Below are 13,700 nucleotides of genomic sequence, written 5' to 3'. Positions count from 1 at the left end.
ATTTCAATCAGCAGGATAATTCCTGCTGATTGTTTCATTTCACAACTACTTCGATTTTATCCACCTGTTCCATATCACTTGCACTATCCCCTAATAAATAAAGCTGATCCAGAAAAGCAACCTGAAAACTTCCCGGGGCTTCTGTATGTTCAGCCGCTGCTTCTGCTGCTATACCATAAAAGCTGAGCGCGCCGATGCATGCTTCCATTATATCATCTGCTACTCCTGTAAATGCCGCAACAACTGCACCAAGCAAGCAGCCAGACCCTGTTATGTTAGTGAGCATTTCATGACCATTCGCTATGCTGTACGTATTGTTCCCATCCGAGAGGATATCTATTTTTCCTGTTGCAATCACAACCGAATCCAGTTCCCTTGCTATCTGCTGAACGAGACTAGGTGAGATACCTTCACCTGAACCGTCCACCCCTTTTATGTTGGCAGATGTACCGCCCAGGACAGCTATTTCACCCGCATTTCCGCGGATGACAGTGATATCCACCTCTGCCAGTATACGACGGGCTGTTTCTGTACGGTATGTTGTCGCACCCACACCTACAGGATCGAAAATCACCGGTATACCGAGTCTGTTCGCTTCTTTCCCGGCTAGGATCATCGCTTCCACATCCGCTATAGACAGTGTACCGATATTGATCAGCAACGCCTGTGCATGCTGCACCATCTGTGCCGCTTCTTCCTTGGCAGATGCCATCACCGGTGATGCACCGAGTGCAATCAATCCATTCGCCGTGAAATTGATGACAACATTGTTTGTAATACAGTGAATCAATGGGTTCTTTGCGCGGACTTCCTTTATCGCATCAGTATACTTCATGATGCTGTTCCTCCTGCACAGGCACACTTTTCAGACGGTAGCCCCAATGATTTGTCGGTCCATTTCCTTTGCCTAGCTGCAGCGAATATCGAATGGCATCTGTCACAAACTCCTTGCCAACCTTAACCGCTTGTTGCAAGGATCTCCCCTTCGCCAATTCCGCTGTAATCGCTGCCGAATATGTGCACCCTGTACCGTGTGTATGCTTTGTCTGTACACGCTCGGCTGTGAAGGAGGTGAAGTTTTCGCCATCATAAAGCCAATCTGCTGCAAAAGCCCCTTCCATATGCCCGCCTTTCAACAGGACAGCTTTTGCTCCATATTCCCGGACGATTCTTTTTGCTGCTGTTTTGATGCTAGACTCATCATCTATCCGGATACCAGTCAGTTCTTCTGCCTCGGGTACGTTCGGCGTAACCAGTGTTGCCAGCGGAACGAGATGCGACTTGAGCGCATCTCTCGAATCTTCCCCCATGAGGGCATGCCCGCTTTTGGCATACATGACCGGATCCATGATATAAGCTGCCTTCGATTTATGCAACACAGCGGCAATACACTGCATCATTTCTTCTGATGCAATCATTCCGGTTTTGACAGCAGCCGGTATGATATCTGAAAAAATGGATTCCAGCTGCTGTTCCAGAAATGTAACGGGTACATGATGAATCGCTTGCACGCCTGTCGTGTTCTGTGCGACGAGAGATGTGATCACACTCATGCCATATACCTCACGCTCTTGGAATGTCTTCAGGTCCGCCTGGATTCCAGCACCGCCTGAAGGGTCCGTACCAGCAATCGTCAAAGCACTTCTAACATCAGGCATGAAGGGTATCTCCTTTCAACGGCACCATCCAGTCTTGCTCGGTGGTTGCCATCTCCCAGAAGGCATGTTCCAGCATACAGCTTTTCAGGAAGGCTTTCCGTGCTCGTTCTTTCGCTGCTGATCCTGCCGTTTCAGCCCATTTGTCCAGCCGCTTGCAAAGTTCGGATGTCACATCCGGCATACCATCTTCCCTGCTGCCATAGAACAAGATCCACTCCAGGAACGGATTGGATGCATCCGGTGACTTCGTCTCGATAATATGGGCCGCCAGTGCTTGATACGTCCATGGGCAAGGCAGGAGTGCTGCCATTAATTCCCCAATATCTCCATGTACAGCACTATTCATCATGTGGGATATATAGTGGTCCGCTGCTGGCGGCGGTGTCATACGTTGCAAATCTTCATATTTCACACCGGCAACCTTACAAAAAACATTATGCGGATGAATTTCACTATGCAGGACAAAGTTGATCTGAGATTGATAGAAATCCATCTCTTCCCGTGTCTCACATTTGCTGACTGCCAAGCCATAGATACGAGCGAACGCAGTCAGATACTCATAATCTGCCTTCACATAATGGATCAATGCTTCTTTCGGCACATGGCCATTTGCTACTCCTGTAACAAATGGATGTTTATAGATCGCTTCGAAAACCGGGTTTGCTTCTTCTCTCAATTGTGCAGAAAACATGTCATTTCCTCCCCTTATTGGAGAAAGCCCTGATGAAGTGTGATTGGCGCCGGCTATATAAAAAAAGCCGCTCCAGAAGTATGGAGCGACTCGTATACATAGTGATAGTGTCAAAGCTTACACGAATCCGGCTCCACTTCCCTACGCTGGTGTTAACCAGATCAGGTTCAAAGGGATAAAGATTTCTCTTATCTCAGCCAAACGGCACCCCTAGTGGACTTCCTCAAAATTCAATTGTCCCCTTAACTATCACATGCATGGATAAGATTGTCAACCGATGCATCAGGTGAAATATTCAATTCGTGCTTGCGGGAACATCTTGTAAATCGTACTGCCGATCACATCCTTGATTTCTTCCTGTTCTTCGTTCTGATATACATATTTTCCGATTCCATAGCGCCCCCACTTGTATTTTCGCTTATTCTCATCCAGTTCCAGCTTCGTCATCGGATAGTTTTTCTGGATGACACGTTTCGCTGGCTTGGTGAAACGGTGCTGAATCAATTCAAAAGTGAGGTTCTTTTTGGCATGTGCAGGCAGCGCTGCTTCCAAATGCTCCAGCATTTCCGGGTAACCACTTTGCCATCCTTCATGTAAATATATCGGGGCAACGATGAAACCGAGCGGATACCCAGCTTCGGCTACTTTTACAGCTGCTTCAATCCGATCTTTCAAACGGGAGGTGCCAGGCTCGAAATATTTGATCACATAATCATCGTTGATGCTGAAGCGAAATCGTGTCCGTCCCTGATGATCTGCGTCCAGCAAATGATCCACGTGGGCAAATTTCGTTACGAAGCGCAGCTGGCCGTGCTTGGACCGCCCGAAATATTCTATTGCATGCTTCAACGTATGCGTCAGATGATCGATCCCGACAATATCCGATGTACACGAAGCCTCGAACCTTGTTTCCTCAGGAGCCCTCTCCTGCATGTACTGCTCTGCTGCTTCAAATATCTCATCTGTATTCACATACGTACGGATATAAGGTTTGGATCCCATCGTTGTCTGCAGGTAGCAATAATGACAATGCCCCATACAGCCTGTCGCAAAAGGAATCGCGTATTCCGCTGATGGTTTCGACGTATCAAATTTCAATGTCTTCCGTACCCCGACGACCAATGTCGATTTAGCCGTGCGATACTTCTGGAAATCATTGTCCCCTGGCAGATTGCGAACCTGATTATGGGAAGTGGTCTCACGGATTTCCACTCCCATATCCTTGAATTTATTTTGCAGTTTCACTCCAAGCGGGTACTCTAATGCCCTTGGTTCGATATAGACTAGCTGTGGTACGAATGGTTTAACCATAATATCCGCCCTCGGTGAGACCGAAAGCAGCCACATACGCCTCTTCCGCCTCCCCAAGATCTTGATAGACGGCTACTTCATCCGTCAACGGATAATATGTTTCATAAACAAACAACGCAAGTTCCCCTGGCTTCTCTGGATTATGGACGACTGCTGCTTCCTGTATATTTGCCACTCCCTGCGCATGGGGGTTGCGAATGATGACGTAGACGATATCACCTGCTTGAAATGCATCCATGCCAATTACCTCCTTTTTTATACACACTGGGGCTAGTATGCACAGTTTGCAGACAAAGCATGTAAAAAAATGAACCCTTTTCCAGGAAGTATTCGTCTACTTCTTAGGGAGGGTTCAAGAGTGAAAATCTTTATCTATATTTTTCTGTTGATCATTTTATCTTTTATCGTCTACTATCTGCTGGCCAATTAAATCATACGCGGAAACGAGCTACAGAGGTTTGCAGCTCTTCTGCTAGATACGCAAGCGAACTGGATGAAGCAGCGATTTCCTGCATAGCTGCCAGCTGCTGCTCAGTTGCAGCTGATACACTTTCCGTTGAAGCAGCTCCTTCCTCAGCTACCTCGTTCACATCACCAAGTGAACGATTGACAGAATCCGTTCCAGCAAGCATACCTTCCAGAGCGACTCGCACTTCTTGGAATTCCTTCACCAGTCCAGCTACAGCAGTTTCAATTTGATGGAAGGATCCGCCTGCTTGACCTGCAACTTGCGTACCTGCCTGCACTTCATTCGCCGCATACTGCATCAGGTCGATTGTTGCAGTTGTGTCTTTTTGGATAAAGTCGATCAAAGAAGCGATTTGCGCTGCTGCTCCCTTCGTTTCCTCGGCCAGTTTCCGCACTTCATCCGCAACAACTGCAAATCCTTTCCCATGTTCTCCAGCCTGAGCTGCCTCGATGGTGGCGTTCAGGGCAAGAAGATTCGTCTGTGCCGAGATATCTGTGATGACACTTGTAATATCACTGATTTCCGTCGACCGCTTGTTCAGGCTGTCAATGGAAGCAGACAATTCCTGAACATGGGAAGTGATCGTATCCATCTGTTTATTGACATCCTTGATTGCATTTCCTCCCTGGACAGAAAGCTCAGAAGTCTTTCTTACCGCTTCTTCAACGGTCTGTACGTTTGCAGCTAATGTACTCGTATGCTGTCCCATGGCGTTCATTGTCCCTGTAGCTGTCGTAACAAGTTCGAGCTGCTGGACAGACCCGCCTGCCAATTCCTGCATCGTTCTTGCCACATGTTCGGATGACGAACTGCTTTGTTCCGCACTAGCACTCAATTCCTCAGCGGAAGCTGCCACTTGCTGAGATGTATCGTTCACAACACGGATGATGGATCGCATACCATCAGCCATAGTGTTATAAGAAGCTGTCAGCTCCCCCATCTCATCTTTGGATTGATACGAACCATCGCTGCTGAAATCACCATCTGCTGCCTTGCCCAGTAATTCACTCAACTCTTTTACAGGAGTTACAATAAGCTTCGTAATCAAGATACCTATCGCAATGAGCAGTATCAACGCGACAGCAATGACAATCGATAAGATAATTGTGGCTGTTTTTACGTCCTCATTCGCTTCGTTATAAGCCTGCTCTGCTTCTTTTGTGTTCTGCAGCTGCATTTTCTTCAGTCTATCATTTACGAGAGTAAGCTGCGGAACCTGTTCTTTGACATACAAATCATAAGCTTCTTCATTCTGGTTCGCCAATGTCAGGCTCAAAACTCGATTTCGAACATCATGCAACTTTTCACGCTCTTGCTGGTAGGTTTCGAAGATTTTCTTACTATCTTGGGACATATAACTATGCTCCAGTTTCTCCACTTCATCATCAATTTCAACTATGGAGTCAGTAAGCAGCTTATTCAGTTCATCATTCCTTGCCTCTTCCGTCACGAGCATCATTTCCAATAAATATGTATCGTTCGCAGTGTTATCTTCTTGGATTATACCAAGTGATAAATTGGGCAGAATTTTGTCTGTATACATCTTTTCAGCATCTTTAGCCATCTCCCGTGTGTAAATCAACCCAGATGCACCTACAACACCGAGCGCAATGGCTCCTACCAGGATCAAAATAAATAGCTTTGACCTGATTTTTACATTTCTCATCACTTTCACTTATGTATCTCCTTTAAACTAATAACTATTACACAGCACTACGCTGCATAATCACGTACCATATATCGGCGAAGTTAAAAGAAAATGAAGTGATTGTAAAGGTTATGTAAAATTTTCCGATTAAATTTTATATAAAACACAACAAAAAGCCCTGCCACTTCGGCGTAATGTAACCGCCAAGTACCAGGTCTTTCAAACATTTATCTTAATGGAAACAGTCTATCATCAGCTAGAGCTTCCGGGCTCGGTTTCCCAACAAAGTAGCCTTGGGCTAAATCGATACCGATTTGTTTGCAAAAACTGAATTCTGCTTCTCTTTCAATCCCTTCTGCCAGAACCTTTGAACCAAGATTTCTGGCAACATCAATTACTTTATGGAGAAATTCCTGTTTTTTGGAATCCGTATCGCAATAAGATATGTATGCTCTGTCTATTTTGACGAAATCAGGTTCCAGTTCCCTGAACAGATCGAGTGTGGAATAGCCTGCGCCTATATCATCAAGAGCCACCATCATGCCCTCTTGTTTGTAGCGTTTGAAAATTCGTTTCAAACGGGCTATGTCATCCAACTTCTCTGTTTCAACCACTTCGAATACAAGGTCGTTTGGAGCAATCCCATATTCATTGACTATATGGAAAGTCTGTCTCAGACAGAAATCGGGATCGTAGATGGTGGAGGGCAGGAAGTTGATGAAACTTTTCACTCCAACAGGTATGCCTTCGCGCGCCCTCTTCCTGACTGCTGTCTGTCTTGCTTCTTGATCGAGCATGGAAGTGAGTCCTGCTTCTGCTGCGAAATTAAATAAAACAGCAGGGGATACTTCCAATTTGTCTGCGCGCAATAAATGCTCAAAACCGAAAATTGCTTCATCCTTCATTGAAATGATCGGCTGCAAAAAGGAACGAAATGCTCTTTTGTGGATAATCTCCGTAAATTGAGGATATTGTATCCGATGCAGCAGCTCTTCGACAGATAGCATCGGATAACTATGTGTGACTTTTTTGGCAACAGAACACATTGCTGAGGTAATACTATGACTTCGAATGGAGAGCAGCATCTGCTCCAACTGCTGTTTATTGAAATATTGATAAATCGTATATGTATCTTCCTGCCTGAGCGGATTACCTAGTGCTGGGTGTTGAGGGGATTCCGGCAGCTGCAGCAGTAATTCACCTTTCTCCGGTATATGCAGGACAGTACCGCACATTGCGCAAACAGAGGGCTGCTCCATCATGCCCCACCCTTTCCGGACGACAGGACTTGTACTGCGTATTTCCGCGATCTTGGTCCATCAAACTCACAAAAATAGACGCCTTGCCACGTCCCTAACACTAATCTGCCCCCCGAAATAAGCACGGTCTGAGCATGCCCGACGGTACTTGTTTTCAAATGAGCAGCTGTGTTTCCTTCTGCGTGGAGATCCAATTTATGTTCCCAAGGAAATACTTCAGCAAGCCGACGAAGAAAATCTTGCTTCACATCCGGGTCTGCATTCTCATTTACGGTGATGCCCGCTGTTGTATGCAAGGAGGAGATGACTGCTATCCCTTCCAAGATGCCTGTTGACTGTATATAGCGCTGAATAGATTCGGTAATTTCAATCATTTCATCATGCTGATTTGTTACGATAGGGAATATGTCCATAGTCCTGCCTCCTATTCTGATCCTATACCCGAATTTATTCGACATTGTTCTACATATTCCTTTTTAAATTAAAAAAACTGTTTGAAATGCCCTTTGACAGCGCTGTCACATTTCCTTAAAATAGACTTGTATATATAGAAATATGGAATGTTACCTTTTTGGGCATAACCTAGTCGATACCACTGCGCTGCAGTGTGTTATTGTGCTGGGTTATTCTTATTTTTGGAGGAGAGATAAGGATGAGTAATTCAGTTTTTCCAAATGATTTTCTATGGGGTGGTGCATTGGCTGCCAATCAAACAGAAGGAGCTTTTCTGGAAGACGGAAAAGGACTGAGCACCGTTGATTTGCTCCCGGCGGGGGAGAAACGAAGGGCATATATGGAAGGTCATATCCCTACATTAGAGCTGCAAAATGATTTATTCTATCCATCCCATGAAGCCATCGACTTTTATCATCGCTTTCGTGAGGACATTACTTTGTTTGCTGAAATGGGCTTCAAGGCACTTCGAGTATCTATTGCATGGACCAGGATTTTTCCCACTGGTGAAGAAGATGAACCGAATGAACAGGGTCTCGCTTTCTATGATTCTTTGTTTGATTGCTTATTGGAGCATAAAATCGAGCCTGTCGTAACCTTAGCTCATTTCGATGTCCCAGTTGCCCTCGTAGAGAAATATGGCAGCTGGCGTAACCGGAAACTGGTTACTTTATTTGAGAAGTATGCCAAAACCGTCCTGACACGTTACCGCGATAAAGTAAAGTATTGGATGACATTCAACGAAATCAATATGTTGCTTCATCTTCCTTTCCTCGGTGCAGGGCTGATATTTGAAAAAGGTGATCAAGAATTGCAGATTAAATACCAAGCTGCACATCACCAACTGGTAGCAAGCGCTTTAGCGGTGAAAGCTTGTCATGAGATAGCGCCAGAAGCAAAAATTGGCTGCATGCTTGCTGCAGGTATGTTTTATCCATATACAAGCAATCCGGATGATGTCAAAGCTGCGTTGGATCGGGATCGGGAATCTTACTTTTTCATCGATGTCCAAGCTCGTGGATACTATCCAAGCTATGCCCGTAGATTCTTCGAGGAAAATGATATTCAGATTGATATGCAACCTGAAGATCAAGAGATTTTGAAAGCTAATACAGTAGATTACATCGGCTTCAGCTATTACTCCTCCAGGACGACCAGCACTGATCCGGAGGTCTTGGCCAAATCGACTGCGGGAAATGTGTTCCACTCTGTTTCCAATCCATACCTCAAGAAGTCCGAGTGGGGCTGGACAATTGATCCAAAAGGCTTCCGAATAACAGCGAACCAGCTTTATGATCGATATCAGCTGCCCCTCTTCGTTGTCGAAAATGGATTGGGTGCAATTGACGTTCCGAATAAAGAAGATGAGATAGAAGACGGCTACCGGATCGAATACTTAAAGCAGCATATCGAGCAGATGGCAGAAGCAATCAAAGATGGTGTTGATCTTATCGGCTACACAAGCTGGGGACCAATCGACCTGGTCAGTGCATCCACCGGTGAAATGAAGAAACGATATGGCTATATTTATGTAGATCGTGATAATCAGGGGAATGGCAGCTTGGAACGAAAAAAGAAGAAAAGTTTCCATTGGTACCAGAAAGTGATCAGTACAAATGGTTTAACATGATAGCAGTATAGGAAGACCAGACGCCCAACCGTTCGTTTAGGGCATCATGGCTCTCCCAAGGAGGTCATATACATGCGGATAGCCAGGATCATCAATAATAATGTCGTAAGTGTGTATCAATTGGATGGCACAGAATTGGTTGTCATGGGGAAAGGTTTGGCTTTCCACAAAAAAGTCGGGGATCGGCTGGATGATGACAAGATTCAGAAGATCTTTACATTGAAAGACAAGCAAGTATCAAATAACTTTCAGACATTATTGCGACAAGTACCGATGGAGCTAGCTTCACTTGTAGAAACGATCGTCCAGGAAGCAACTGTACAGCTGCAAAAACAATTTCACGAAAATATTTACGTGGCACTGACAGATCATATCCATTTCGCTATCGAAAGGCATCAGCAGGGATATGATATTAAAAATGCCCTATTATGGGAGACAAAGCAGCTTTACCCTGCTGAATTTGATGTTGGAAAGCAAGCTTTAGCTAAAATCAAGGAGTCTCTTGGATATCAATTGCCCGATGAGGAAGCTGGCTTGATTGCTATCCATTTCATAAATGCTGAAATGAATGAACAAGTATCCAACACGATGGATATCACCCATTTCGTCGAGCATATCATGACAATCGTGAAGTATCATTACAAGATGGATCTAGATGAGAATTCCTTGAATGTATCTCGATTCATCACTCATTTACGATATTTTGCACAGCGTATATTCACGAAAACATATTATGGCAGCAATGATGCTTATCTTTATACAATGATGTCAGAAAAGTACCCCGAAGCAGCTGACTGCAGCAGGAAAATTAAAGATTTCATCGTATCCGAGTATGGACATGAGCTGACAAAGGAAGAGATGTTCTATTTAACAATCCACCTTCAGCGAGTGATGAACAGATAATCAATGTAAGCGTTGACATATCATTTCTATTAATTATAATGAAATCATCAACCAAATATAGATATTAGGATTGTAACTGATTCTCAGGCAAAACCTAAATGCAGGAAGCGGCGGATGCACCCCCACGCTTTACTGTGTTTAGGTTTTTTCATTTTTTATGGAGGTGTTATCTATGTACAATGAATTGGCAAAAAAAATCATCAAGCTTGTTGGCGGGGAGGGGAATGTCCACTCACTTGTCCACTGTGCAACTCGACTGCGATTCGTACTCAAGGATGAATCGAAAGCTGACACAACTAAACTGGAAAATACCGATGGAATCATAACCGTCAAAAGAAGCGGCGGCCAGTATCAGGTCGTTATTGGAAATGACGTATCCCAAGTCTATCAAGCTATCGGTACCTTCACCGACTTGACTTCCGACAGCAAAAAAGCAGATAAGGATCAGCAGAAAAGCGGCAATATGCTCAGCAGAGCCATTGATGTTATTTCGAGTATCTTTGCACCACTATTAGGTGTAATGGCTGGTGCCGGTATTCTGAAAGGTTTGCTGCTGATTTCAGACAACTTAGGCTGGCTTGATTCTGCAGGGACGACTTATACGATCCTTTACGCAGCCGCTGATAGCTTCTTTTATTTCTTGCCGCTGCTGTTGGCTGTGACAACTGCCCGGAAATTCAATGGTAATATTTTTGTTGCCTTGACTATTGCAGGTGCGCTTTTATATCCTACAATTGTTACCTTGTTTGAGGAAGGTACAGATACTTCCTTCTTTGGTATTCCAGTTGTTCTAATGAAATACGCTTCAACAGTTCTTCCAATCATATTCTCAATAATATTAATGTCGAAGCTGGAAAATATATGTAACCGCTTTATCCATCAATCTGTCCGCAACTTCGTGACACCACTTATTTTGCTGACGATAATGGTTCCTGTCACGTTGATTGTATTCGGACCGCTTGGTGTCAATATCGGTAATGGGATTGCCTCTGGACTTCTAGCAGTATTCAATTTCAGTCCATTGTTATTTGGCGCTCTGCTTGGCGGCGGCTGGCAGCTCCTGGTTATCTTTGGTGTACATTGGGGGTTAGCACCTGTATTCATCAATAATATCGCTGTAAATGGAAGTGATCCATTAAAACCGGCGGCAGCAGCTTCTATCTTCGCACAAACAGGGGCCGCACTGGCTGTCATGATCAAGACAAGGAATAAGAAAATGAAAGCTCTTTCGGGGTCAGCTACAATCACCGCCCTTTTCGGTATTACAGAACCAGCAATCTACGGTGTCACGCTTCCTTTGAAGAAACCATTTATCGCTGGCATAATCGGCGGGGCTGTAGGTGGTGCCATCATTGCGCAGGCAGGAACGAAGGCGTTTGCATCCGGTGCACCAGGTTTACTTACTTTGCCTATTTTCTACGGTCCCGGCGGTGAAGGATTCCCTGGTCTGCTCATTGGAATAGCAGCTGCCTTTGCCGTTTCCGTTATACTAACTCTCATTCTCGGTTTTGACGATAAAACAGAAACAAATATAGATAAAAAGGAAACAGAAGACACGTTGACGTTACAGCAGAATGAAATTATCTCCAGCCCCCTTTCTGGCCGAGTCACCGCTCTCCAAAACGTGGATGATCCAGCATTTGCATCCGAAGCGATGGGGAAAGGGATTGCAATTGAGCCGACTGCTGGCAAGGTTGTATCCCCGATCGATGGAGAAGTAACGGTCGCTTTCAAGACCAAGCATGCCATCGGTTTGACTTCTGACCATGGAGCAGAAATACTGATTCACGTAGGCATTGATACTGTCCAGTTGGACGGTAAACATTTTACCCTGCATGTACAGCAAGGTGATCGAGTAAAACCTGGAGACTTGCTGCTGGAATTTGATATGGAGGGAATCAAAGCAGCCGGCTTCTCCCTCACTACACCGATCATTATAACGAACTCTTCCTCTTATATCTCTGTTACCAGGACAGAAGCGGCTAAAGTGGAAATCGGTGACGAAGTGATTAACTTGATGCTAAGAGAAATAACAGAAGAAAAAATCTCATGACGTAAAAAGCAGTCTGCATTAGCAGACTGCTTTTTATATATGCTGTTTATCCACTATCGAAGCAAACGAAGCTGCGAATTCCTGACAGTTCCGAATATCTTCGTCTTCTGGTGATAGGTCAACTTTCATATTATCTAGGACAATTTCTGCTCCGCGTTCCTTGAACTTCTCCTCGAATGTATCAATGGCCGCACCATAGCTTGCATAAATCGAGTCACAAGATCCAAACAGGGCAACCGGCTTGCCATCCAGTTCGATGTCATCCAGTTCATCGTAGAAATCCTCGATTTCATAAGGGATGTCTCCGTCTCCCCATGTATAGGTGCCCATCAAGATGCCATCATAATCGGTCATGGTAAAAACATCTAACTGATCTATATCAATTTGGAGCTTCGTTACCTCGACTCCTTTTTCTTCCAAAGTCTGTTCCATGATGTCAGCCATCTCTTCCGTATTGCCCGACATACTGGTGAATGCGATCAGTACACTTGCCACCTTCATTCACTTCCCTTCATCTACCCTCATTTTAATTGATAACCATTCTCAATGTCAAATAGGGCAGTCAAGGAAGCATCAGTATCCTTTGACGGTCTGATAGGCAAGTTTAAAATTCTTTTTTGTTTCTTCGCCGAAGATATTAATATCACCTTCGAAAATCTGTTCAACTGCGAGCTGATAAGCTTCTCCCACAGTACATCCACGTGTATTCAGCAACAGGCGAAAATAGGATATGAAGTATTCCTCACTAAGAATCGCCGCGTTTTTCATCATCATACTACCCTTCCTTATAAATCCGTCATACTAGCGTAACACAACTATTAGGGTATAATACAGGCATACAGCAGTATATGCAGAAAAAGAAGGTTTGTGTATGAAAGTGTATATCGCCATCGGCTGCGGCGGCAGTGTCGGGGCACTTCTGCGTTATCTTATCGGGGTGATCATGCCGCAGACTGGCACCTTCCCCTTTGGTACGCTTTGCGTCAATATCATAGGTTGTTTCGCTATGGGGTATTTGACTAACTTTGTGAAAAGACGATTCTTTGCGGATAATCCTGCCCTTGCTAAAGGACTGACTACTGGCATGGTCGGCGCCTTTACGACTTTTTCGACTGTCAGTCTGGAAACAGCCTTGCTTATCCAAGACGATCTGTTACATATCGGATTGCTCTACCTTGCTTGCAGTACAACCGGTGGTCTAGGTGCTCTGCTTCTCGGGCTGCGACTTTCGCCGGTCCCAAGTCATAAGGAGCATACTATATGAATATTATCTTCGTTTTAATAGGTGGATGGCTTGGAGCAGTGATTCGCTATGAAATCAGCAGACGAGTAGAGACATTCTGGACATACAGCTTCCCGCTGGCGACCTTTCTGATCAATGTAATGGGTTCTTTCCTGATCGGACTGGTTTTTCAGGCAGATTGGGGAACGGACTGGCACAACTTCCTCGCCGTTGGGTTCCTGGGCTCGTTTACCACATTCTCTACTTTCCATTTGGAAATTGTCCAATTAAGCAGCAAAAAGCGAATAATCATCGCTGTCAGTTACTTGCTATGCAGTTATGCTGCTGGTATTGCTTTAGCGTTGATCGGGTTATCCATGTAAAAAGGGCACTGCCCCAAAGC

The 13,700-nt window shown here is 44.8% G+C and carries 15 protein-coding genes and 1 riboswitch; of the genes, 5 read left to right on the top strand and 10 right to left on the bottom strand.

The window, feature by feature from the left end:
• Positions 1-34: 34 nt before the first annotated feature.
• The 8 genes from thiM to BLQ53_RS11780 all read right to left on the bottom strand — a co-directional run bounded on the left by thiM (position 35) and on the right by BLQ53_RS11780 (position 7,449).
• Entirely contained in the window at positions 35-835 is an 801-nt protein-coding gene (gene thiM / locus BLQ53_RS11815; RefSeq protein ID WP_093727524.1) for a hydroxyethylthiazole kinase, read from the bottom strand.
• Positions 822-1,658, bottom strand: a complete 837-nt coding sequence (gene thiD, locus BLQ53_RS11810; protein ID WP_093727523.1) for a bifunctional hydroxymethylpyrimidine kinase/phosphomethylpyrimidine kinase — start codon at positions 1,656-1,658, stop codon at positions 822-824. The genes thiM and thiD overlap by 14 nt, the downstream gene beginning before the upstream one ends.
• Complete coding sequence (gene tenA / locus BLQ53_RS11805; protein ID WP_093727522.1) at positions 1,651-2,349, bottom strand: thiaminase II; 699 nt, start codon at positions 2,347-2,349, stop codon at positions 1,651-1,653. The genes thiD and tenA overlap by 8 nt, the downstream gene beginning before the upstream one ends.
• A gap of 121 nt (positions 2,350-2,470) precedes the next feature.
• A riboswitch (TPP riboswitch) is annotated at positions 2,471-2,571 on the bottom strand.
• A gap of 60 nt (positions 2,572-2,631) precedes the next feature.
• Positions 2,632-3,660, bottom strand: coding sequence for a spore photoproduct lyase (gene splB / locus BLQ53_RS11800; RefSeq protein WP_093727521.1), 1,029 nt, complete (start codon positions 3,658-3,660; stop codon positions 2,632-2,634).
• On the bottom strand, positions 3,653-3,898 hold the full coding sequence (locus BLQ53_RS11795) for a transcriptional regulator SplA domain-containing protein (protein ID WP_093727520.1): 246 nt from the start codon (positions 3,896-3,898) through the stop codon (positions 3,653-3,655). The genes splB and BLQ53_RS11795 overlap by 8 nt, the downstream gene beginning before the upstream one ends.
• A 193-nt stretch (positions 3,899-4,091) precedes the next feature.
• A complete protein-coding gene (locus BLQ53_RS11790; protein ID WP_244499345.1) occupies positions 4,092-5,795 on the bottom strand; it encodes a methyl-accepting chemotaxis protein in 1,704 nt (567 codons plus the stop codon).
• 209 nt (positions 5,796-6,004) lie between these two features.
• Complete coding sequence (locus tag BLQ53_RS11785) at positions 6,005-7,036, bottom strand: EAL domain-containing protein (protein ID WP_170829678.1); 1,032 nt, start codon at positions 7,034-7,036, stop codon at positions 6,005-6,007.
• Positions 7,036-7,449, bottom strand: a complete 414-nt coding sequence (locus tag BLQ53_RS11780) for a secondary thiamine-phosphate synthase enzyme YjbQ (protein ID WP_093727517.1) — start codon at positions 7,447-7,449, stop codon at positions 7,036-7,038. The genes BLQ53_RS11785 and BLQ53_RS11780 overlap by 1 nt, the downstream gene beginning before the upstream one ends.
• 239 nt (positions 7,450-7,688) lie before the next feature.
• On the opposite strand from BLQ53_RS11780, the gene ascB reads away from it, so the two are divergent.
• From ascB to BLQ53_RS11765, 3 genes are all read left to right on the top strand, one after another.
• The gene (gene ascB, locus BLQ53_RS11775; protein WP_093727516.1) at positions 7,689-9,119 is read left to right on the top strand and encodes a 6-phospho-beta-glucosidase; all 1,431 of its coding nucleotides are present in this window, start codon (positions 7,689-7,691) and stop codon (positions 9,117-9,119) included.
• A 72-nt stretch (positions 9,120-9,191) separates the two neighbouring features.
• A complete protein-coding gene (licT, locus tag BLQ53_RS11770; RefSeq protein ID WP_093727515.1) occupies positions 9,192-10,022 on the top strand; it encodes a BglG family transcription antiterminator LicT in 831 nt (276 codons plus the stop codon).
• A 172-nt stretch (positions 10,023-10,194) separates the two neighbouring features.
• Positions 10,195-12,075 carry a beta-glucoside-specific PTS transporter subunit IIABC gene (locus BLQ53_RS11765; RefSeq protein WP_093727514.1) on the top strand — a complete coding sequence of 627 codons (1,881 nt, stop codon included), beginning with the start codon at positions 10,195-10,197 and terminating at the stop codon, positions 12,073-12,075.
• A gap of 33 nt (positions 12,076-12,108) precedes the next feature.
• Here the strand turns inward: BLQ53_RS11765 and BLQ53_RS11760 are convergent, their stop codons facing one another.
• Both BLQ53_RS11760 and BLQ53_RS11755 read right to left on the bottom strand, forming a co-directional pair.
• A complete protein-coding gene (locus BLQ53_RS11760; RefSeq protein ID WP_093727619.1) occupies positions 12,109-12,570 on the bottom strand; it encodes a flavodoxin in 462 nt (153 codons plus the stop codon).
• Positions 12,571-12,648: 78 nt separating this feature from the next.
• On the bottom strand, positions 12,649-12,849 hold the full coding sequence (locus BLQ53_RS11755) for a hypothetical protein (RefSeq protein WP_093727513.1): 201 nt from the start codon (positions 12,847-12,849) through the stop codon (positions 12,649-12,651).
• A gap of 97 nt (positions 12,850-12,946) precedes the next feature.
• On the opposite strand from BLQ53_RS11755, the gene crcB (BLQ53_RS11750) reads away from it, so the two are divergent.
• Both crcB (BLQ53_RS11750) and crcB (BLQ53_RS11745) read left to right on the top strand, forming a co-directional pair.
• On the top strand, positions 12,947-13,339 hold the full coding sequence (crcB, locus tag BLQ53_RS11750; protein WP_093727512.1) for a fluoride efflux transporter CrcB: 393 nt from the start codon (positions 12,947-12,949) through the stop codon (positions 13,337-13,339).
• Positions 13,336-13,680, top strand: coding sequence for a fluoride efflux transporter CrcB (gene crcB, locus BLQ53_RS11745; protein ID WP_093727511.1), 345 nt, complete (start codon positions 13,336-13,338; stop codon positions 13,678-13,680). Before crcB (BLQ53_RS11750) ends, crcB (BLQ53_RS11745) begins: the two co-directional genes overlap by 4 nt.
• Positions 13,681-13,700 lie beyond the last annotated feature (20 nt).

This window comes from Terribacillus halophilus (genome assembly GCF_900101385.1).
Lineage (GTDB): Bacteria > Bacillota > Bacilli > Bacillales > Amphibacillaceae > Terribacillus > Terribacillus halophilus.
The sequence above is the reverse complement of the archived record's forward strand: the minus strand, read 5'-3'. Positions and strand labels throughout refer to the sequence as shown.

Coding starts and splice junctions, on each gene's coding strand:
- splB (WP_093727521.1), bottom strand. CDS start 3,660: ATGGTTAAACCATTCGTACCACAGCTAGTCTATATCGAACCAAGGGCA.
- thiD (WP_093727523.1), bottom strand. CDS start 1,658: ATGCCTGATGTTAGAAGTGCTTTGACGATTGCTGGTACGGACCCTTCA.
- crcB (WP_093727512.1), top strand. CDS start 12,947: ATGAAAGTGTATATCGCCATCGGCTGCGGCGGCAGTGTCGGGGCACTT.
- thiM (WP_093727524.1), bottom strand. CDS start 835: ATGAAGTATACTGATGCGATAAAGGAAGTCCGCGCAAAGAACCCATTG.
- BLQ53_RS11765 (WP_093727514.1), top strand. CDS start 10,195: ATGTACAATGAATTGGCAAAAAAAATCATCAAGCTTGTTGGCGGGGAG.
- crcB (WP_093727511.1), top strand. CDS start 13,336: ATGAATATTATCTTCGTTTTAATAGGTGGATGGCTTGGAGCAGTGATT.
- BLQ53_RS11790 (WP_244499345.1), bottom strand. CDS start 5,795: ATGAGAAATGTAAAAATCAGGTCAAAGCTATTTATTTTGATCCTGGTA.
- BLQ53_RS11785 (WP_170829678.1), bottom strand. CDS start 7,036: ATGGAGCAGCCCTCTGTTTGCGCAATGTGCGGTACTGTCCTGCATATA.
- licT (WP_093727515.1), top strand. CDS start 9,192: ATGCGGATAGCCAGGATCATCAATAATAATGTCGTAAGTGTGTATCAA.
- BLQ53_RS11795 (WP_093727520.1), bottom strand. CDS start 3,898: ATGGATGCATTTCAAGCAGGTGATATCGTCTACGTCATCATTCGCAAC.
- BLQ53_RS11755 (WP_093727513.1), bottom strand. CDS start 12,849: ATGATGATGAAAAACGCGGCGATTCTTAGTGAGGAATACTTCATATCC.
- BLQ53_RS11780 (WP_093727517.1), bottom strand. CDS start 7,449: ATGGACATATTCCCTATCGTAACAAATCAGCATGATGAAATGATTGAA.
- ascB (WP_093727516.1), top strand. CDS start 7,689: ATGAGTAATTCAGTTTTTCCAAATGATTTTCTATGGGGTGGTGCATTG.
- tenA (WP_093727522.1), bottom strand. CDS start 2,349: ATGTTTTCTGCACAATTGAGAGAAGAAGCAAACCCGGTTTTCGAAGCG.